We start from the raw sequence: 18,546 nt of genomic DNA, 5'->3' as shown, positions 1-18,546 counted from the left end.
ATGACGACGCTTGCCCAAGCCGACGTGGACGCCATCGCGGCCAGGCATCCGGCGGTGTTCGCCGGCTCCCGCCGCAAGCAGATGACAGGCTGGCTGGTCGGCCTCGGCGTCGTCGCCTATCTCTGCTTCGCCTGGTGGTTCTTTGCCATAGGCAGCGTGCTCGCCAACGGCAACTGGGGCATCGCCGGCGTCTATCTCGCCGACTGGGTGTCCTACGAGACGCGGCCGCGGATCGAATTCGGCGACGAAGGCCTGGAAATCCGCTATCCGCGCTTCTCGGCCTATAACCGGGACCGGCATCCGGACTGGGTCGAACTGGAGGACGTCCGCTCGCCCGGCGTGGCGGGACGGATAGCGATGACAATCGGCGACGGCTCGGTCGACATCGCCCCCGGCGAGGTCATCGCGCGGCGCGGCTCCGAAACCGTGACCATCGCCATCTCCCCGGAAGAGACGGTGAGCGCCGCCGGCCCGCTGCCTTCCTGGGCCGAGCAGGACGCGCGTGACGGCTCCATCACCATCAGCTTCGGGTTCCGCGGCTCGGTCGAGGTCGAGGCCGACGAGGTGAAGGTCCGGCAGCGCTTCTGGGGCTGGGAGAACTTCGTCTTCGACGCCAACTCGCCCTTCTGGGGCAAGAGTTTCGGCGAGGTGGTATCGCTGGTCTTCTCCGACGAGCGGATCAAGCCGGAAATGTCCAACGCCGCGCTCGCCTGGAACAACATCCTCAACAATGCCGAGTGGCAGCATGGCGACGTGTGGCTGAAGCTCGGCCAGACGATCGTGATGGCTTTCGTGGGCACGGTGTTCGCGAGCCTGCTCGCCTTTCCGCTCGCCTTCGCCGCGGCGCGCAACATCACGCGCAACGTGGTGGTCAACCAGGTCGCCAAGCGGCTGTTCGACTTCCTGCGCTCGGTCGACATGCTGATCTGGGCGCTGTTCTTCACGCGCGCCTTCGGACCCGGACCGCTCGCCGGCATCTCGGCGATCTTCTTCACCGACACCGGCACCTTCGGAAAGCTCTATTCGGAAGCGCTGGAGAACATCGACGACCGCCAGCGCGAGGGCATCAAGTCGGTCGGCGCCGCACCGGTGCTGGTGCAGCGCTACGGCGTCGTGCCGCAGGTGCTGCCGATCTTCATCTCGCAATCGCTCTATTTCTGGGAATCGAACACACGCTCGGCGACCATCATCGGCGCGGTCGGCGCCGGCGGCATCGGCCTGAAGCTGTGGGAAGCGATGCGCACCAATTCGGACTGGGAGAACGTCGCCTATATGGTGCTGCTGATCCTCGCGGTGGTGTTCGTGTTCGACAATGTCTCGAACTTCCTGCGCAAGCGGTTGACCGGCCAGGCGGTGCGCTGACCTTCCAGCTATTTCGTCGCGAAAAGCTTCCTGCGCGGGCCTGGGGCGCTATAGTTCCGTCAGACGACAGGACGGAGGGAGCACCATGCAGGGACCCAGACACGGACCCCACCCCGAGCTCAAGCACCCGATTCCGATGCATCCCAGGGTCGGCTTCCTGAAGCCGCTGGTGACGGCCGACAATATCGAGATCGGCGACTTCACCTATTACGACGACCCGAACGGGCCGGACAAGTTCCAGGAAAAATGCGTGCTGCACCACTACCCGTTCATCGGCGACAGGCTGATCGTGGGCAAATTCTGCGCGATCGCCGAGGGCGCACGCTTCATCATGAACGGCGCCAACCACGCGATGTCGGGTTTTTCCACCTATCCGTTCAACATATTCGGCCAGGGCTGGGAGGAAGGTTTCGATGAGTCGGCATGGAAGCGCGAACTGCGCGGCGACACGGTGCTCGGCAACGACGTCTGGATCGGCATGGAGGCGGTGATCCTGCCCGGCGTGACGATCGGCGACGGCGCCATCGTCGCGGCCAAGGCGGTGGTCACGCATGACGTGCCGCCCTACGCCATCGTCGCCGGCAACCCGGCCAAGGTGGTGAAGATGCGCTTCGACCAGCGCACGGTTTCGCGGCTGATTTCCGTGGCATGGTGGGATTGGCCGGTTGACAAGATCAGCCGCAACCTGAATGCCATACGCGGCGCCGACATCGGGGCGCTGGAGGCTGCTGCTTGAAAGACAAGACGGATTCAAAAGTCGGCGTCGACATCTTCGCATCGCCGTGGATCTTCATCCGCGGCGTGCCGGCGATGAAATTCCTGCCGCCGGAGGGACCGCCGGAGATCGCCTTCGCGGGCCGGTCGAACGTGGGAAAATCCTCGCTGATCAATGCGCTGGTCGGGCGCAGCGGGCTGGCGCGCACGTCGAACACGCCCGGCCGCACGCAGGAGCTGAACTATTTCGTGCCGGACGGCTATTCGGGCGAGAAGGGCGACCTGCCGCCGATGGCGCTGGTCGACATGCCGGGCTACGGCTACGCCAGCGCCCCGAAGGAGAAGGTCGACCAGTGGACGAAGCTGGTCTTCGACTATCTGCAGGGACGGGTGACGCTGAAGCGCGTCTATGTGCTGATCGACTCCCGCCACGGCATCAAGAAGAACGACGACGAGATCCTGTCGCTGCTCGACAAGGCGGCGGTCTCCTACCAGATCGTGCTGACCAAGACCGACAAGATCAAGGCTGCCGGCGTGCCGCGACTGATCGAGGAGACGCTTGCCAAGATCAAGAGACGGCCGGCGGCGTTTCCCGGCGTGATCGCGACCTCGTCCGAGAAGAGCCAGGGGCTGGACGAGCTGCGCGAGGCGATCGTGCTGGCGGTCAACGGCGGCTGACGGAAAGGCACGTCAGGGTCCAGAGACCTCGTGGACGACTTCGTAATAGGTCGGCTCCGCGCTCTCGATCAGCGGCTTGATCTTCTGGACGTGCTCGGCGATCCGGCTGCTTTCGTGGAGGCGCTTGTGGTCGGCGATCGTGTCGAACATGCTCATCATCACCGCCGTCCTGCCATCTGTCGAACGGTGCAGGCGGCTGCCGCGCCAACCGGGAACATTGCCGGGCGAGCGATCGAGATTGCGTTTCTGCAATTCGATGAACTCGTCCATCCTGCCTGGCTTCACTGTGAACAGGTTGATCAGCACGATCGGACCGATCGCGTCATTGTCTAGGGCTTGGCTCATTGTCACGCTCCTTTCGCCCTGGCGGACGGTTGAGCGGCCATTCATCGAACCTCAACCAAAGTTGAGGTCAAGGGAGTATTTTCGCGACGGAACATAAGACTGGTTGCGCCGGCCGACAGGGGTGCGGCCGGCGCAAGGATCGGCCTGAGCGGTTCGGAATTACATCTTCGGCAAGAGCACTGCATCGATGACGTGGATGACGCCGTTGGATTGCTCGACATTGGCAATGGTGACGTTGGCGACCGTGCCGTTCTCGTCGGTGACGGTGATCTTGTCGCCTTCATATTTGGCGGTCCAGGTGCAGCCGCCGACGGTCTTCACCGGATGCTCGCCCTCGTCGTCGTCGACCATCTTCATGATGTCGGCCGACATCGCCTTTGCCCCGACCACATGGCAGGTCAGTATCCTGGTAAGCTGGTCCTTGTTCTCCGGCTTCAACAGATTGTCGACGGTGCCGGCCGGCAACGCGGCGAAGGCCTCGTTGGTCGGCGCGAAGACGGTGAACGGGCCGGGACCGGAAAGCGTCTCGACCAGACCGGCGGCCTTGACCGCGGCGACGAGCGTCGTGTGATCCTTTGAATTCACCGCGTTCTCGACGATGGTCTTGTCCGGATACATCGCCGCGCCGCCGACCATCGGATTCTCGGCGTAGGCAGCGCCGGCGAGAGCGGTGAAAGCGGCGGCAAAAAGGGTCGAGGTTACAGTTCGCATATTCTCACTCCTTGGGCTTGGTCTTCCCTGCTGGAAGGACAGCGGAGTCACGGCTTGCGCAGCGGCTAGTTTCACCTCGCCGGTCACATAAGTCTTATGTTTTTTCTGAAACTTTTCATCCGCTTAGACGTATGCGCGCGGCGCGTTCGCAATGCGGTGCGCAGGCCCGCGTGAGCGGCGGTCAGGGCAAGCCGGGGATGGCGGCATTTGGGAGGGCGGCTATCAGATCGCCTTCAGGTCGCCGGCAGCGACGACCGGGCCTGTCGGCGCGCCGGTGGTCGAGCCGCCGGCCGGCTCCACACTGATCGCAAACACCGCGCCCGACGCTATTTTTGCGCGCAGGACCTCGGTGACCGGCATCCGGACGCTCGCGCCCTGCGGGATGACGCCGAGCGAAACCGGCGGCTGCTGGCCCTCGATCACCCAAAGCTCGAAATCGCTGCCTTGAGGCGCGGCACCGGAGACATGCGACAGGCCGATATCGTCGGTGCGCCCGTCATAGACAGCAAGATAGCGCACATCGCTGCCATCGGCGGCGAGCGAGGCGACCAGCCTCTCCCGAGGTGTCTCCGCCGGCGGGCCGAAGAAGGGCAGCGCGATGTAGAGGGCGAGCGCGGCAAGCGCCACCACGGCAAGCGTGCGCCAGAAGGCGAGGCTGGAGAGGAGGCTCGGAGCGGACGGCGCCGCCTGACCGGGAGCGGCGCCTGAGAACAGTCGACGGTCTATCGCAGCCTTGACGCCGGCTGGCGCCTCGACATCGGCATAGCCCAGGCCGAGCGGCGCGAAATAGACCTCCCAGCGATCGACGAGACGCGCGAAAGCCTGCTCGGCGTCGATGCGCAACGCCGCCTGCCGCCTTTCGTCGGACGGCAGTACGCCCAGAACGTATTCGGCCGCGACGAGGTCGTCGCCTCCGCCGTCCGGGCCAATGTCGTCCGCGAGGCTCATCGCTCGAGGCATTCCCTCAGTTTCAGCAGGCTGCGGCGCAGCCAGGTTCTCATCGTGTTCAACGGCACGCTGAAGCGCTCTGCCAACTCGGCGTAGCTGTCACCGTTGAGATAGGCGCCGCGAACCGCCGCTGCCCGATCCTTCTCAAGCTCGTCGAGGCAGTTGTTGATCCGCTCGCCTTCGCTGCCTGCCACCGCCAGCGCTTCCGGTCCGGGAGCCGGATCGGACACGTCAACCGCGGCATCGATGTCGGCCGGTGCGGGCCGCCGCGCGCGAATGACGTCGATTGCATGATTGCGGGCAACCGCGACAAGCCAGGAAATCGGGCTCAAGTCCGAAACGGCGAAACGATCGGCCTTCGTCCAGATCTTGACGTAGACCTCCTGCAACGCCTCCTCGGCCTCCCCCCTGTCCCTCAAGACACGCAGGCAGACGCCGAAAAGTTTCGAGCTGGTCTCGCGGTAGAGCGCATCGAAGGCCGCCCGATCCTTCATCGAGACTCGGACAATCAGCTTGGTGATGTCCTGCGGCGTCATCGGCCGCGAGACTATGTGGTTTGGGGCCACTTGAGAAGTAGCCAGCGCGACGGTCTCGCGGGCGATCAAAATCGCGGGTTCGCGCACGCCGAACCATTTGCCCGCGCTGGCGTTTCCCGCTAAGACGCCGCAACCATTTCCATCCTGCCCGAGGATCCCGATGACGACGGACATCGCCGCCACCGCAGAGATGCAGGCCGCCCTGCTTTCGCGCGCGCTCCCTTACATGCAGCGCTACGAGAACAAGACGGTCGTCGTTAAATATGGCGGCCATGCGATGGGCGACATCGAGCTCGGCCGCGCCTTCGCCCGCGACATAGCGCTGCTCAAGCAATCGGGCGTCAACCCGATCGTCGTGCATGGCGGCGGCCCGCAGATCGGCTCGATGCTGAACCGCATGGGCATCGAGTCCAAATTCGAAGGCGGCCTGCGCGTCACCGACCAGAAGACGGTCGAGATCGTCGAGATGGTCCTCGCCGGCTCGATCAACAAGGAGATCGTGGCGCTGATAAATGCCGAGGGCGAGTGGGCGATCGGGCTCTGCGGCAAGGACGGCAACATGGTCTTCGCCGAAAAGGCGCAGAAGAAGGTCCGCGATCCCGACTCCAACATCGAGCGGGTGCTCGATCTCGGCTTCGTCGGCGAACCGGTCGAGGTCGACCGCACGCTGCTCGACCTCTTGGCCCGTTCGGAGATGATCCCCGTGCTGGCGCCGGTGGCGCCAGGGCGCGACGGCCATACCTACAACATCAACGCCGACACCTTTGCCGGCGCCATCGCCGGCGCGGTGCGGGCGTCGCGCCTGCTGTTCCTCACCGACGTGCCCGGCGTGCTCGACAAGGACAAGAAGCTGATCGACGAGCTGACAGTCTCCCAGGCCAGGGCGCTGATCGCCGACGGCACCATCTCGGGCGGCATGATCCCCAAGGTCGAGACCTGCATCGAGGCGATCGAGCGCGGCGTCGAGGGCGTCGTCATCCTGAACGGCAAGACCCCGCATGCGGTGCTGCTGGAGCTTTTCACCGAGCACGGCGCCGGCACGCTGATCGTGCCGTGAGCCGATGCCGGCCTAGCTGACGGCGAGCAGCACCAGGATTCCACCGACGATCAGAACGCAGCCGGCGATCTCCAGCCGAGTGATCTTCTCCTTGAAGAAGAACACAGTCGCCGCGAAGGTGAACAGCATCTCGATCTGGGCGAGCGATTTTACCACCGCCGCCTGCTGCAGCGTCATCGCGGCGAACCAGCCGAAGGACGCCGTCGCGCCGACGAAGCCGGTGAAGAGCGACGGCTTCCACGCCCTGGCGATGCGGCCGATCTCGGCGCGGTCCTTCCACAGCATCCAGACAAGCATGATCGCCGTCTGGAAGGTGATGACGAAGGCCAACGTGACCGCCGCCTGCATGACGAAGTTGGGGCCGCCGAGCGAGAGCGAGGCGGCGCGGTAGGAGACCGCCGAGACGCCGAAGGCGGTGCCCGAGGCAAGCCCGATCAGCGCGTTGCGGCTGAAGGTCGACATGACCATCGAGCGCAGGCTGACGGCGACATGCGCGACGGAGATCAGCATGACGCCAAGGACGCTGATGGCGATGGCTGCGACCGTGCCGAGGCTCGCCCGCTCGCCGAAGAAGACGAGCGCGAATATCGCCGCCTGCGCCGGCTCGGTGCGCGAATAGGCGGTGCCGACGGCGAAGTTGCGGAACGAGAAGAGGTGAATGAGCAGGAAGGTCGCGGCGATCTGGCCGAGCGCGCCGAGCCCGGCCCAGGCGAAGAACGTCCCGTTCAGCGAAGGCAGGGGATAACCGGCCGACCAGTGAAGCAACGCCACGAAGGCGAGCGCGAAGGGAAAGCCGAAGCCGAAGCGCACGAAGGTGGCGCCCGTCGTACCCATCACGGTTTTCAGATGTTTCTGGGTCGCCGAGCGCAGGTTCTGCAGGAACGCGGCGCCGATGGTTATGGGAATCCAGAGTTCCATGCAGGCTTTCCGGGAATACTGATATCGCCTTGTTCCGGCGAGACCTTTCGCGAGCGTGCCCTAAGCGCGTCGCGATCTTTCAGATTCGCTTTGCGCGCTTCAGGGCCTTGTTGCTGCGCATGTCTTTGGTCCCGAAACCGGTCCCCCCTTTCGGGAGACATGCGTTAGCACGAACCGTCGCGATGCGAACAGGCCAAGGCGGATTTGCCGGCGGTCCACCGACCGCGGCCGCTAGGCCTTCCGGGTCGCCAGCCAGATGACGTGCCGAGCGCCGCGCTTGCCGCGGGCGCGCGCGTGCACTTCCTCCACCTCGAAACCAGCTTTCCTGAGCCGTGCGGCGAAGCCTGCATCGGGATGCGCGGACCATACGGCGAGCACGCCGCCGGGCTTCAGCGCGGCGCGGGCACCGGCCAGGCCGGCGAGGCTGTAGAGGCGATCATTGGCGCTGCGCGACAGGCCGTCCGGTCCGTTGTCGACGTCGAGCAGGATCGCGTCATACGCGGCCCTGGCCGAGCCGATGAGATCGGCGACGTCGGCCTCGCCGACGTCCACGCGGGCGTCGTCGAGGCAGCCGGCGAAAAGTTCGGCCATCGGACCGCGCGCCCAGGCGACGACAGCCGGCACGAGCTCGGCGACGGTCACCTTCGCATCGGGGGGCAGGTCGGCTAGCGCCGCGCGGAGCGTAAAGCCCATGCCGAGCCCACCGATCAGGACGCCGGGCCGGGGCCTGCCGACGGTCTTCGCACAAGCGAGCCTGGCCAGCGCCTCCTCGGAACCGCTTAGCCGGCTGTTCATAAGCTCGTTGGCGCCGAGCATGATGGAGAACTCGTCGCCGCGGCGCTTGAGCCGCAACTCCTCGCGTCCGTCGGGAATCCTGGCCGAATCGAGCACTATCCACGGGATCATACCGGGCTACATGCCCCAGTTCGACCCGCGAACGCCAGCCTTGGCGTGCCGGCCGGGCAAGGCCCGACCGGCATATCCGGTTACGACGCCTTCCTGAGGCGCGGCTTGCGCGCTACCGGCTTCTGCCCGAGGCCGATGTCCTTGGCCATGGCGGAGCGGGTCGCCGAATAGTTCGGCGCCGTCATCGGGTAGTCCGGGGGTAGTCCCCATTTGGCGCGATATTGCTGCGGCGTCAGGCCGTGCGCCGTCAAATGGCGCTTCATCGACTTGAATTTCTTGCCGTCCTCGAGGCAGACGATGTAGTCGGGGTGAACCGATCTTTTCGGGTTCACGGCCGGCACCGCCACCGGTTCGGGCTCCGGTGCGGGCTCCCCGAGCTTGCGGATGGAACCGCTGACGCTCGCGATCAGTTCGGGCAATCCCGTCGGCGGCAACCGGTTCTTGGTGACGTAGGCCGAGACGATCTCAGCCGTCAGCGCGATCAAAGCAGTCTCTTCAATGTCGGACAATGTCATTCTCCCCAAACCCAATCCCGCCGCCGTGTCTAGTCCGGAAAGTTGCTTGGCTCAATGTCTATCCTTCGCCTTCACAACAAAAATCCGCGAGTGGACCGGTAAATACAGCCGTTCGGCAGGGTGAAGAGGACGGCAGACGCTCCGCTGCAACCGATTTAACCTCGCTTTTGCAGCGGAAAACCCTGGATGACGCTGATCAGGCGCCAGGATTCGTCTCGGTCTGCAAAAATGACTTGAGGGCGGTCTGCGACAGGGTCGGCTGGCGGTCGCGATGCGAGATGACGGCGAAATCGCGCGGCGGCAGCGCCAGCGGCAGGCGACGCAACTCCCCCTCGGCCACGGCCTTGCCGGCCACCAGTTCGGAGACGATGGCGGCGCCGGCTCCCGCCTCGACCGCCTGCACGATGGCCTCGTTGCTCGGCAGGACCAGAAAGATGCTGAGTGAATCGAAGGGGATGCCCATGCGGCGCGCCAGGTCCTGCAGCACCTCGCGCGTGCCCGAACCCGCCTCGCGGACGATCCAGCGAAGGCTGGAGATGTCCGGCAGGCCGGGCGCCAGCTCCGCGACCTCGGAATGGGATCTCGCGACGACCAGCATCAGCCGGTCGACGTCGACCCTGGCGCGGCGGAGGATATCCGACCCGGTGCGACCCTCGACGAGGCCCATGTCGGCGGTGCCGTCGAGCACCTTGTTCTCGACCTGCCTGGTGTTGCCGATGGTCACATCCAGCCTGACAGCCGGGTGGCTGTCCTGAAAAGCGGCAAGCCGGCGCGGCAGCCAGTAGCTGGCGATGGTCTGGCTGGCCGCGATGGCGATCGACCCGGCCATCGCCTGGGAGGCGTTCTCGAGCACGTTGCGCGCCTCGGCGATGCGCTCCAGCACGGCCTTGGCCTCGGGCAGGAAACGGCGGCCGGCGGGAGAAAGCTCGACGGCGCGGCCGACCCGGTTGAAAAGCTGGACGCCGCTGCCAAGTTCCAGCGCCTTGATGGCGGCCGAAGCGGCCGATTGCGACATGCCGAGGAAGGCGGCGGCGCGCGTGACGTGACCGCGCTCGGCCACGGCGACGAAGATGCGGAGCTGCTCCGGGGTCATGCGGCAATTAAGAAACAATATCGATCAAACTTACAAGAACAATCTGCTTGACCGATTTTTCCATATAGACGATTGATTGGGGAATAATGTTCCTGTTTCTGGAAATCATCCGGTCGTGGATTGCCTGATATTCCAACGACGCACGAAACCAATGCAGCCGAGGAGCGGGATGCCTGAGGACGGAAGCCGATGAGCGCAGCGTCACGCGCCGCCAATTCCGCTCCTTCGCAGCGGCCGCTCGGTGTCGCCGCGCCCGCGGAAGGCGATGGCGTCGAGACTTCGCCTGAGGTGGCCGACCGGGTCGCCAAGACGACCTGCTACATGTGCGCCTGCCGGTGCGGCATCGACGTGCACATCAAGGACGGCAAGGTCCGCTACATCAACGGCAACAAGGACCATCCGGTCAATCGCGGCGTGCTCTGCGGCAAGGGCAGCGCCGGCATCATGCAACATTACAGCCCGGCGCGGCTGAAGAAGCCGCTGCTGAGGACCGGGCCGCGCGGTTCCGGCGAATTCCGCGAGATCGAGTGGGACGAGGCGATGCGGATCGCGACCGAGCGATTGTCGCACATCCGCCAGACCGATCCGAAGAAGCTCGCCTTCTTCACCGGACGCGACCAGTCGCAATCGCTGACCGGCTGGTGGGCGGCAAAATTCGGGACGCCGAACTTCGCCGCCCATGGCGGCTTCTGCTCGGTCAACATGGCGGCCGGCGGGCTCTACACGATCGGCGGCTCGTTCTGGGAGTTCGGCGAGCCGGACTGGGAACGCACGAAATTCTTCATGCTTTTCGGCGTCGCCGAGGACCACGATTCCAACCCGATCAAGATCGGGCTCGGCAAGCTCAAGGCGCGCGGCGCCAAGGTCGTCTCGGTCAATCCCTGCCGCACCGGCTACAACGCCATCGCCGACGACTGGATCGGCATCCGGCCAGGCACGGACGGGCTGTTCGTGCTGGCGCTGGCGCACGAACTGCTGAAGGCCGGCAAGGTCGATCTCGACTATCTGATGGCCTACACCAACGCGCCGGTGCTGGTGATCCAGGAACCCGGCGCGGCCGACGACGGGCTGTTCCTGCGCAGCAATGACGACAGGCCGCTTGCCTGGGACCGGGAAGCAGGCGCGGCGGTAAGCGCGCTCGACCCGTACATCAAGCCGGCGCTGACCGGCGTCCATCATGTCAACGGCCGCCGCTGCGTGCCGGTCTTCCAGCTCATCGCCGAACGCTATCTGGACGAGGCCTATTCCCCCGACGCCGTGGCCGAGCGCTGCGGCGTCGATGCGGCGACCATCAGGCGGATCGCGGCCGAGCTCGCCCATGTCGCCTTCGAGCAGGCGATCGAACTGCCCGTCGCGTGGACGGACTGGGCGGGGCGGCGCCACGAGACGATGCGCGGGCGGCCGATCGCCATGCATGCGATGCGCGGCATCTCGGCCCACAGCAACGGCTTCCACACCTGCCGGGCGATCCACCTGCTGCAGGTGTTGCTCGGCACGGTCGACGTGCCCGGCGGCTTCCGCTTCAAGCCGCCCTTCCCGAAACTCGCGCCGCCGGGACCCAAGCCAGCCGGCAAGGACGGCGGCAAGCCGATGACGCCACTTGCCGGCATGCCGCTCGGTTTCGTGACCGGGCCGGAGGATCTGCTGGTCGACGAGAGCGGCAAGCCGGTCCGCATCGACAAGGCCTATTCCTGGGAAGCGCCGCTCGCCGCGCACGGGCTGATGCACACGGTGATCCGCAACGCCTGGGCCGGCGACCCGTACAGGATCGACACGCTGTTCCTCTACATGGCCAACATGGCGTGGAACTCCTCGATGAATACCGTCGAGACGCTCACCATGCTGACCGACAAGGATGAGCAGGGCGAATACAAGATCCCGTTCATCATCTATTCCGACGCCTATTATTCCGAAACGGTTCCCTATGCCGACCTCGTGCTCCCCGACACCACCTATCTCGAGCGGCACGACTGCATCAGCCTGCTCGACCGGCCGATCAGCCATGCAGACGGGCCGGGCGATGCGATCCGCCATCCGGTGGTCGAGCCCGACCGCGACGTCAGGCCGTTCCAGACGGTGCTGATCGAACTCGGCGCACGGCTTGGCCTGCCTGGCTTCGTCAAGGAGGACGGCTCGCCTGTCTACCGCGACTATGCCGATTACATCGTCAACCACGAGCGTCTGCCGGGGATCGGGCCGCTCGCCGGCTGGCGCGGCGAGGAGGGGGAAACCTTCGGCACCGGCAAGCCGAATCCCGACCAGCTGCAGCGCTACATCGACAATGGCGGCTTCTGGCACCACGAGCTCGCCGACAACCAGCGCTTCTACAAGATGGCGAACCGCTCCTATCTCGAATTCGCGGTGCGCATGGGCTTCAAGGAGAGGATGGGGCCGGTCCACTTCCAGCTCTATTCGGAACCGCTGCAGAAGTTCCGGCTCGCCGCGCGCGGGCATGGACCGGCGGTCCCGCCAGAGGCAGAGCGGGCGCGCCTCGAAGCCCATATGGACCCCCTGCCCTTCTGGTACGAGCCGTTCGAGCACGCCGCCGTCGACAAAACGCGCTATCCGCTCAACGCGCTCACCCAACGGCCGATGCACATGTACCATTCCTGGGGGTCGCAGAATGCGTGGCTGAGACAGATCACCAGCCAGAACCGCCTCTTCGTGCATCGGCAGACCGCCGCCGAACTCGGCATCGCCGACGACGACTGGGTGTGGATCGTAAGTGTGAACGGGCGCGTGAAGGGACAGGTCAGGCTGGTCGACGGCGTCAACCGGCAGACGGTCTGGACCTGGAACGCGATCGGCAAGCGGCGGGGCGCGTGGGGGCTGAAGGACGACGCCGGCGAATCCAGCCGCGGCTTCCTGCTCAACCACATCATCGGCGACCGGCTTCCCGCCGGCGCTGATCGCTATTCCAACTCCGATCCGGTGACGGGACAGGCGGCCTGGTTCGACCTCAAGGTCCGCATCGAGAAATGCGCGCCTGGAGAGGCCGGCTTCACCGAGCCGCAGTTCCAGCGTCTCGCGCAGCCCCCGCATCTCCCGGCCGCGCCAGACAAGCTTTCGTTCGGCGCGGAATTCCGCAAGAAAAGGGAGGCGGCGGAATGACCTGTCTTCCTGCCAGCACCGAGAAAAAACTCGGCCTCGTCATCGATCTCGACACCTGCGTCGGCTGCCAGGCCTGCGTGACGTCGTGCAAGGAATGGAACACGGGCGGCCACATGGCTCCGCTCACCGACATCGACCCCTATGGCGGCCAAGTCGACGGCGTCTGGTTCAACCGGGTGCACGCCTACGAGCACACCACGGAGGCCGGCGGGCGCACGGTGCACTTTCCGCGTTCCTGCCTGCATTGCGAGACGCCGGCCTGCGTCACCGTCTGCCCGACCGGCGCCTCATACAAGCGGACGTCCGACGGCATCGTGCTGGTCGACGAGGACAAGTGCATCGGCTGCAAGCTGTGCAGCTGGGCCTGCCCCTATGGCGCGCGCGAGTTCGACACCGATGTCGGCGTGATGAAGAAATGCACGCTCTGCGTCGACCGCATCTACAACGACAACATCGCGCCGGAGGACCGCGTGCCGGCCTGCGTCGCGGCCTGCCCGACCAGCGCGCGCCATTTCGGCGACCTCGGCGATCCAGACTCTGCGATCTCGCAACTCGTCGCCGAGCGTGGCGGCGTCGACCTGATGCCGGAACTCGGCTACCGTCCGACCAACAAATACCTGCCGCCGCGGGCCCGTACCGAGCGCGCCGCCACCGTGCCGGCGCCTGCTCTCGAAGCGGTGAAGGTCGAGGGCGGCTTCCTCGGCTGGGTCGATCGCATGCTGTCGGCCTGAACCATGCATCCCGCCTATTCCGTCATATTCTTCACCACCGCGACCGGCGCCGGCTACGGCCTGCTCGCGTTTCTCGGCGTGGCTGGCGGGTTCGGCCTGATCGAAGGCGGCTTCTGGTTCCGGCTGGTCTCGCTCGGCCTTGCGCTGGCGCTGATCTCGGCCGGTTTGCTTTCGTCGACCGCCCATCTCGGCCGGCCGGAGCGCGCCTGGCGCGCCTTCTCGCAATGGCGCAGTTCCTGGCTGTCGCGCGAGGGCGTCGCCTCGGTCGCGACCTTCGTGCCCGCCGGCCTGTTCGGCATAGGCTGGGTGCTGCTCGGCAAGCAGGGCGGCTGGGTGGCGGCAACCGGACTGCTGTCGGCCATAGCAGCGGCAGTGACAGTGTGCACCACCGCGATGATCTACGCCTCGCTGAAGCCCATCGCCCAATGGTCAAGCAAGTTCACGCTGCCGGGCTACCTGATCTTCGCCGCGATGACCGGAAGCGTGCTGTTCAACGCGCTGCTGGCGCTGCTGGACGAACCGAGGACGCCGGCGATGCTTTTCGCGATCGTCTCAGGCATGGTCGGCTGGGGCTGGAAAAGCGCGACGTGGCAGCACAATGACAGTCTCGTTGCGACAACCACGCTGAACAGCGCGACGGGGCTGGCGGGCGGCACCGTGCGCTCGATCGAATGGCCCCACACGGAAGAAAACTACCTGCTGAAGGAAATGGGCTTCGCCGTGGCGCGCAAGCACGCGATGAAGCTGCGCGTCATCGCCCAGGCGCTCGCCTTCGCGGCTCCGCTCTTCATGCTTGCGACAGCGTTCAGCTTTTCCGACATCGGCGGACTGGCAGTCGTGCTGTCGGTCGCGGCGGCGCTGTCCCAGCTCGCCGGCATGCTGGTCGAGCGCTGGCTCTTCTTCGCCGAGGCGAAGCATACGGTCACGCTCTATTACGGGCGCTAGGTTCCGGAACTGCCCTGGAAAGGGCAGTTCTTTCTGCAGGCGCCAATGCGGCGTGACTACCTGACGACGAGCACCGGTACCGGGCTGTGGGCAAGCACTTCCGACGTCTGGCTGCCGAGCAGCAGGCGGCCGAGGCCGCGGCGGCCATGGGACGACATGGCGATCAGGCTGCAGTCGCGCGCCTTTGCCGTCTCGATGATCGCTTCGGCGGGAAGCGAATCGGGAACGTGCAGCGTGTCGGCCTGAACGCCGAGCTTGTCGGCGCCCTCCTTGGCGCGCGCCAGCACGCCTTCGGCCCACTTCTGCTGACCGGCGGCATAGTCCGCCATCTCGGTTGGACCGGGAACCCAACCCATGCCGACGACGTCGGCGCGGATGGGGAAGCGCTCGGTGACCGTGATGATGGTGACCTTGGCGCCGAGCGCCTTCGCGAGCGAGAGCCCGTGGTCGACGCCCTTCTGCGCGACATCGGAACCGTCGGTGGAAATCAGTATGTGCTTGTACATGGTGGGGCCTGTCCGATCATCTGCATATGATGGAATTTCAGATAGCACGCAGGATGCGCATCGCCTTGATCGAGGTCAATGGCGCAGCGCGGTTTCCCGTTGGCCCTAATATTCCGTCAGCAGCTGGTGGTGCCATTGGCTGGCATGGGCGCTGCCGGAGAAGAACTGCTCTTCCAGGAAGAGCGACATCGGCGAGATCTCGACCGTCACCCGGCCCTTGTTGAACCAGGAGACTGCGAGTTCGATGGGCAGCCCGCCCTGGTCGAGGGCCACGCGTTCGACACGGAAGACCGGCGTGCCTTCGGCGATGGCAAGCGCCTCGGCCACCATTCCCCTGGCGAGTTCGGGTGTGTAGGTGTCCTTCGCCTTAAACGGCGTGGCGCCGAATTCCTGGCGCAGGATCTTGTAGAGGCTTTCGCCCGGCGAGGTGATCTCGAGGCCGGGGAAGCGGCTCGCCGGTATGTACGAATCGGTGAACACGATCGGCGCGCCGTCGAGCAAGACCGTGCGCGCGTACCAGAATATCTCCTCGCCGGGCCCGAGCTGGAGGAGCTTCGTCTGCTCGGGCGTCGGGGCCTGGCGGCCGAAATGGACGAGGTGGACGGATGGCGACAGGCCCTGCGCCTTCATCGTGCCGGTGAAGCTGGAGATCTCGCGGTAGTAGCTTTCGACACGGTCGAGATTGACGAAGGTGCCGAGGCCCCGGTGGCGATGCAGCAGGCCCTCCTGGACGAGACCGGCGATCGCCTGCTGGACCGTGCCGCGGCTGGTTCCGAGCTGCTGCGCGAGCTCGATCTCGCTGGTCAGCTTCTCGCGTATCTGGCCGGACAGCACCTGCCGGCGCAGCGCCTCCTTGATCTGGATGTAGAGCGGCCTGGGATCGTCCGCCTTTTCCAGGAATGATGGTTTCGGATGCGTCATGTCAGGCGGACTTCGCTGCAGCCTTGTCGAACTCGTTCAGCATATTGAAGCGGTCCCACCAATCCTCCCTGAGGTGCCGGTGCACGCCTTTGTATATGTCATGGAGGCGGGCATAGCGTTCCGTCAAGCGGGGATCGGGCTCGAACCGGCGGCGGACCCGGCTGACGGATTTCGCCGCGTCGGCGACGTCGGCATAGACGCCGGTGGCGATGCCGGCAAGCATGGCGACGCCGCGCGCGCCGAACTCCTCGCCTTCGGGAACCAGGATCGCCTTGCCGGTGCAGTCGGCGAACATCTGACACCAGAAGTCGCTGCGACTGCCGCCGCCGGCCATGAACCATTCGTCGACAGCGTCGGGGATGGCGGTGACGCAATCGCGCATCGAAAGGGCGACGCCCTCATAGACCGCGCGCAGCATATGGGCGCGGGTGTGGTCGACGGAAAGGCCGAAGAACTGCGCCCGCGCGGCCGGATGGAAAAAGGGCGACACCACGCCGGCATTGCTGAGATAGGGATGGTAGATGAGGCCGCTGGCGCCGAGCGGCACCGAGGCGGCCTGCGCCTCCGCCCAGCGATAGATGCCGGCGCCGGCGAGCTTCGGATCGGCGCGTTCGGCCGGGCAGAGATGGTCGAGGAACCAGTCCAGATTGATGGTGCCGGCGGTGTTGACCATGGCGCGCAGCCAGACATTGCCGGTGGTGCGCATCTGCACGCCGACGCCGGGAGGCTCGAAGCCGGGCTTGTCGAGCAGGAAGCAGTTGAGGAAGCTGGTGCCGACGATCGAGCAGGCCTGGCCGGCGCGGATCGCGCCGGTGCCGAGCGTGGTGGCGGCGACATCCATCATGCCGGCGATGACGGGAAGGCCGGACGGCAGGCCGACAAGTTGCGCGATCTCAGGCAGCAGATGGCCGACCACGTCGCCGGGGTCTTTCGGCGGCGACAGAAGCGACAGCGCCTCGGGGACGCCGCAGGCGGTGAACACATCCTCGGAGAAACGCCCCTCGCGGATGTCGTAAGGCACGGAGCCGGCATCGGTGTGCTCGGAGGCGATCTCGCCGGTCAGGCGATAACGTATCCAGTCCTTGCAGAAGACCGAATGGCGGGCGCGCTGCAGCGTCTCAGGCTCGTTCTCCTTCAGCCAGCGCAGCACGGCGACCGTGTAGCCGGGGAACACCACATTGCCGGAGACGGCGAAGAGCTCGTCCATCAGGCCGGAGTCATGCCATTCGCGGACGATGCCGGCAGCGCGGCCGTCGTTCCACAATATGGCGTTGCGGACGGGTTTTCCCTCCTCGTCGAGCAGCCAGCTCGAGCAGCATGTGCCGCTGACGCCGAGCCCGAGCACCGCCGAAGGCTCCACACCGGGCTTGGCGACCGCTTCGCGGACGACGGTTACGACATCCTGCCAGAGCTCCTCCATGTCGGCCTCGGACCAGCCGACCTCGGGATGGATGAGGCGCGGGATACGATGCGCCGCGGCGACCAACCGGCCGGCGCGGTCGAAGATCACGGCCTTGACGACCGAGGTGCCGACGTCGATGCCGAGAAGTAGCGGCTCCATCAAATCTCCCTTAGCGGCGGAATACGCGCGCTTGCAGTATCACGGCCGCGGCGAGAATTGCGCCCTGCACGATGAGCTGCCCGCTGTAGGAGAGGCCCAGGAAGCGCAGGAAGCTGGTCAGCAGAGCGAGGAAGAAGACGCCGGCCGCGCCGCCGACCACCGAGCCCGAGCCGCCCGTCAGGGCGGTGCCGCCGATGACCGCCGCGGTGATCGAATCGAGATTGTAGCCCTCGCCCAGCGACAGGCTGCCGACGCCGGTGTAGCCGACCGCGAGCAGGCCCGCGAAAGCGGCCGAGACGCCGGAGAAGACATAGGCGAGGATGATTATGCGCGCGACCGGCACGCCCGACAGACGAGCAGCGCTCGGATTGGCGCCGAGAAAGACGAGCTGGCGTCCGAAGATGGTGCGGCTGAGCAGGAAGGCGCCGAAGGCGACGAAGGCGAGCGCGCAGAGCGTCGAGATCGGGAAACCGGCGATGGTGCCGTTGCCGACGTAACGGATGGACTCGGGGATGCCGCCCTTCGGCGCGCCGCCGGTAAGCACATAGGCGGCGCCCTTGAGGATGCCGAAGGTGCCGAGCGTGCCGATCAGCGGCGGAATGCCGAGCTTCGCCACGATCAGCCCGTTGAACAGGCCGACAGCGGCGCCCATGGCGAGGCAAAGCAGGACGACCGGTACCAGATACTGATCGCTGCCGCCGAGCAATTGCGAGGCGACGACGCTGACCAGCGTGATCACCGCGCCGTTGGAGAGGTCGAGGCCGCCCGTCATGATGACGAAAACCTGGCCTACAGTGGCGATGCAGAGCGCGGCGGCATGGCGGGCGACGTTGAGCAGGTGATCGCCGCTGACGAAATTGTCGGAAGCAAGCGCTGCCACCGCAAGCAAGATGGCGATAGCGATCCAGACCGCGCCGCTCGGCGTGATGAAGAAACGCAGCATCTTCATCGGCGCGCTGGTGGATGCCGCAGGGGAGACGAGCGCCAT

Annotated in this window: 19 protein-coding genes; 7 read left to right on the top strand and 12 right to left on the bottom strand. The window is 65.8% G+C overall.

All coding sequences use genetic code 11. The annotated features are described in order from the left end of the window. The 3 genes from phnE to yihA all read left to right on the top strand — a co-directional run bounded on the left by phnE (position 1) and on the right by yihA (position 2,754). Complete coding sequence (gene phnE, locus D8676_RS03445) at positions 1-1,362, top strand: phosphonate ABC transporter, permease protein PhnE (protein WP_121579412.1); 1,362 nt, start codon at positions 1-3, stop codon at positions 1,360-1,362. Positions 1,363-1,447: 85 nt separating this feature from the next. Further along, positions 1,448-2,098 carry a CatB-related O-acetyltransferase gene (locus D8676_RS03440; RefSeq protein WP_121579411.1) on the top strand — a complete coding sequence of 217 codons (651 nt, stop codon included), beginning with the start codon at positions 1,448-1,450 and terminating at the stop codon, positions 2,096-2,098. Then, the gene (yihA, locus tag D8676_RS03435) at positions 2,095-2,754 is read left to right on the top strand and encodes a ribosome biogenesis GTP-binding protein YihA/YsxC (protein WP_121579410.1); all 660 of its coding nucleotides are present in this window, start codon (positions 2,095-2,097) and stop codon (positions 2,752-2,754) included. Before D8676_RS03440 ends, yihA begins: the two co-directional genes overlap by 4 nt. A gap of 12 nt (positions 2,755-2,766) precedes the next feature. Here yihA and D8676_RS03430 read toward each other — a convergent pair whose 3' ends face one another. The 4 genes from D8676_RS03430 to D8676_RS03415 form a co-directional block, all read right to left on the bottom strand. After that, positions 2,767-3,099 carry an antibiotic biosynthesis monooxygenase family protein gene (locus tag D8676_RS03430; RefSeq protein ID WP_183096957.1) on the bottom strand — a complete coding sequence of 111 codons (333 nt, stop codon included), beginning with the start codon at positions 3,097-3,099 and terminating at the stop codon, positions 2,767-2,769. A 159-nt stretch (positions 3,100-3,258) separates the two neighbouring features. Further along, a complete protein-coding gene (locus D8676_RS03425) occupies positions 3,259-3,810 on the bottom strand; it encodes a fasciclin domain-containing protein (RefSeq protein ID WP_121579408.1) in 552 nt (183 codons plus the stop codon). A gap of 222 nt (positions 3,811-4,032) precedes the next feature. Next, positions 4,033-4,758 carry an anti-sigma factor gene (locus tag D8676_RS03420; RefSeq protein ID WP_121579407.1) on the bottom strand — a complete coding sequence of 242 codons (726 nt, stop codon included), beginning with the start codon at positions 4,756-4,758 and terminating at the stop codon, positions 4,033-4,035. After that, positions 4,755-5,294 (bottom strand): sigma-70 family RNA polymerase sigma factor, encoded by a 540-nt coding sequence (locus D8676_RS03415; protein ID WP_121579734.1) that lies wholly within the window; start codon positions 5,292-5,294, stop codon positions 4,755-4,757. The genes D8676_RS03420 and D8676_RS03415 overlap by 4 nt, the downstream gene beginning before the upstream one ends. 160 nt (positions 5,295-5,454) lie before the next feature. Between D8676_RS03415 and argB the strand changes: the two genes are divergently transcribed. After that, positions 5,455-6,351 (top strand): acetylglutamate kinase, encoded by an 897-nt coding sequence (gene argB / locus D8676_RS03410; protein ID WP_121579406.1) that lies wholly within the window; start codon positions 5,455-5,457, stop codon positions 6,349-6,351. Positions 6,352-6,363: 12 nt separating this feature from the next. On the opposite strand, the gene D8676_RS03405 is transcribed toward argB, so the two are convergent. From D8676_RS03405 to D8676_RS03390, 4 genes are all read right to left on the bottom strand, one after another. Beyond that, positions 6,364-7,269, bottom strand: a complete 906-nt coding sequence (locus D8676_RS03405; protein WP_121579405.1) for a DMT family transporter — start codon at positions 7,267-7,269, stop codon at positions 6,364-6,366. A gap of 231 nt (positions 7,270-7,500) precedes the next feature. Beyond that, positions 7,501-8,175, bottom strand: coding sequence for a hypothetical protein (locus D8676_RS03400; protein ID WP_121579404.1), 675 nt, complete (start codon positions 8,173-8,175; stop codon positions 7,501-7,503). A gap of 80 nt (positions 8,176-8,255) precedes the next feature. Further along, positions 8,256-8,684 carry a MucR family transcriptional regulator gene (locus tag D8676_RS03395; protein ID WP_121579403.1) on the bottom strand — a complete coding sequence of 143 codons (429 nt, stop codon included), beginning with the start codon at positions 8,682-8,684 and terminating at the stop codon, positions 8,256-8,258. Between the two features lie 202 nt (positions 8,685-8,886). After that, the gene (locus D8676_RS03390) at positions 8,887-9,783 is read right to left on the bottom strand and encodes a LysR substrate-binding domain-containing protein (RefSeq protein ID WP_121579402.1); all 897 of its coding nucleotides are present in this window, start codon (positions 9,781-9,783) and stop codon (positions 8,887-8,889) included. Between the two features lie 189 nt (positions 9,784-9,972). Between D8676_RS03390 and D8676_RS03385 the strand changes: the two genes are divergently transcribed. Genes D8676_RS03385 through D8676_RS03375 form a run of 3 tightly spaced genes read left to right on the top strand, consistent with a single transcriptional unit; the run spans position 9,973 to position 14,570 of the window. Next, positions 9,973-12,894 carry a molybdopterin oxidoreductase family protein gene (locus tag D8676_RS03385; RefSeq protein WP_121579401.1) on the top strand — a complete coding sequence of 974 codons (2,922 nt, stop codon included), beginning with the start codon at positions 9,973-9,975 and terminating at the stop codon, positions 12,892-12,894. Next, the gene (locus D8676_RS03380) at positions 12,891-13,625 is read left to right on the top strand and encodes a 4Fe-4S dicluster domain-containing protein (protein ID WP_121579400.1); all 735 of its coding nucleotides are present in this window, start codon (positions 12,891-12,893) and stop codon (positions 13,623-13,625) included. The genes D8676_RS03385 and D8676_RS03380 overlap by 4 nt, the downstream gene beginning before the upstream one ends. A 3-nt stretch (positions 13,626-13,628) precedes the next feature. Continuing rightward, positions 13,629-14,570, top strand: a complete 942-nt coding sequence (locus tag D8676_RS03375; protein WP_121579399.1) for a DmsC/YnfH family molybdoenzyme membrane anchor subunit — start codon at positions 13,629-13,631, stop codon at positions 14,568-14,570. 56 nt (positions 14,571-14,626) lie between these two features. On the opposite strand, the gene D8676_RS03370 is transcribed toward D8676_RS03375, so the two are convergent. The 4 genes from D8676_RS03370 to D8676_RS03355 form a co-directional block, all read right to left on the bottom strand. After that, positions 14,627-15,076 carry a universal stress protein gene (locus tag D8676_RS03370; protein WP_121579398.1) on the bottom strand — a complete coding sequence of 150 codons (450 nt, stop codon included), beginning with the start codon at positions 15,074-15,076 and terminating at the stop codon, positions 14,627-14,629. 105 nt (positions 15,077-15,181) lie between these two features. Continuing rightward, the gene (locus D8676_RS03365; protein ID WP_121579397.1) at positions 15,182-15,997 is read right to left on the bottom strand and encodes a GntR family transcriptional regulator; all 816 of its coding nucleotides are present in this window, start codon (positions 15,995-15,997) and stop codon (positions 15,182-15,184) included. 1 nt (position 15,998) lies between these two features. Further along, positions 15,999-17,558, bottom strand: a complete 1,560-nt coding sequence (locus D8676_RS03360; protein WP_121579396.1) for an FGGY-family carbohydrate kinase — start codon at positions 17,556-17,558, stop codon at positions 15,999-16,001. Between the two features lie 10 nt (positions 17,559-17,568). Then, positions 17,569-18,546, bottom strand: coding sequence for an ABC transporter permease (locus tag D8676_RS03355; RefSeq protein WP_183096955.1), 978 nt, complete (start codon positions 18,544-18,546; stop codon positions 17,569-17,571).

The organism is Mesorhizobium sp. YM1C-6-2, from assembly GCF_003666685.1.
Lineage (GTDB): Bacteria > Pseudomonadota > Alphaproteobacteria > Rhizobiales > Rhizobiaceae > Mesorhizobium_K.
The sequence above is the reverse complement of the archived record's forward strand: the minus strand, read 5'-3'. Positions and strand labels throughout refer to the sequence as shown.

Bases quoted from the DNA above. Each gene is read 5' to 3' on its own strand.
- phnE (WP_121579412.1), top strand. From the start codon at position 1: ATGACGACGCTTGCCCAAGCCGACGTGGACGCCATCGCGGCCAGGCAT.
- D8676_RS03440 (WP_121579411.1), top strand. From the start codon at position 1,448: ATGCAGGGACCCAGACACGGACCCCACCCCGAGCTCAAGCACCCGATT.
- D8676_RS03430 (WP_183096957.1), bottom strand. From the start codon at position 3,099: ATGAGCCAAGCCCTAGACAATGACGCGATCGGTCCGATCGTGCTGATC.
- D8676_RS03425 (WP_121579408.1), bottom strand. From the start codon at position 3,810: ATGCGAACTGTAACCTCGACCCTTTTTGCCGCCGCTTTCACCGCTCTC.
- D8676_RS03420 (WP_121579407.1), bottom strand. From the start codon at position 4,758: ATGAGCCTCGCGGACGACATTGGCCCGGACGGCGGAGGCGACGACCTC.
- D8676_RS03415 (WP_121579734.1), bottom strand. From the start codon at position 5,294: ATGACGCCGCAGGACATCACCAAGCTGATTGTCCGAGTCTCGATGAAG.
- argB (WP_121579406.1), top strand. From the start codon at position 5,455: ATGACGACGGACATCGCCGCCACCGCAGAGATGCAGGCCGCCCTGCTT.
- D8676_RS03405 (WP_121579405.1), bottom strand. From the start codon at position 7,269: ATGGAACTCTGGATTCCCATAACCATCGGCGCCGCGTTCCTGCAGAAC.
- D8676_RS03400 (WP_121579404.1), bottom strand. From the start codon at position 8,175: ATGATCCCGTGGATAGTGCTCGATTCGGCCAGGATTCCCGACGGACGC.
- D8676_RS03390 (WP_121579402.1), bottom strand. From the start codon at position 9,783: ATGACCCCGGAGCAGCTCCGCATCTTCGTCGCCGTGGCCGAGCGCGGT.
- D8676_RS03385 (WP_121579401.1), top strand. From the start codon at position 9,973: ATGAGCGCAGCGTCACGCGCCGCCAATTCCGCTCCTTCGCAGCGGCCG.
- D8676_RS03380 (WP_121579400.1), top strand. From the start codon at position 12,891: ATGACCTGTCTTCCTGCCAGCACCGAGAAAAAACTCGGCCTCGTCATC.
- D8676_RS03375 (WP_121579399.1), top strand. From the start codon at position 13,629: ATGCATCCCGCCTATTCCGTCATATTCTTCACCACCGCGACCGGCGCC.
- D8676_RS03370 (WP_121579398.1), bottom strand. From the start codon at position 15,076: ATGTACAAGCACATACTGATTTCCACCGACGGTTCCGATGTCGCGCAG.
- D8676_RS03365 (WP_121579397.1), bottom strand. From the start codon at position 15,997: ATGACGCATCCGAAACCATCATTCCTGGAAAAGGCGGACGATCCCAGG.
- D8676_RS03360 (WP_121579396.1), bottom strand. From the start codon at position 17,558: ATGGAGCCGCTACTTCTCGGCATCGACGTCGGCACCTCGGTCGTCAAG.
- D8676_RS03355 (WP_183096955.1), bottom strand. From the start codon at position 18,546: ATGGCGCTCGTCTCCCCTGCGGCATCCACCAGCGCGCCGATGAAGATG.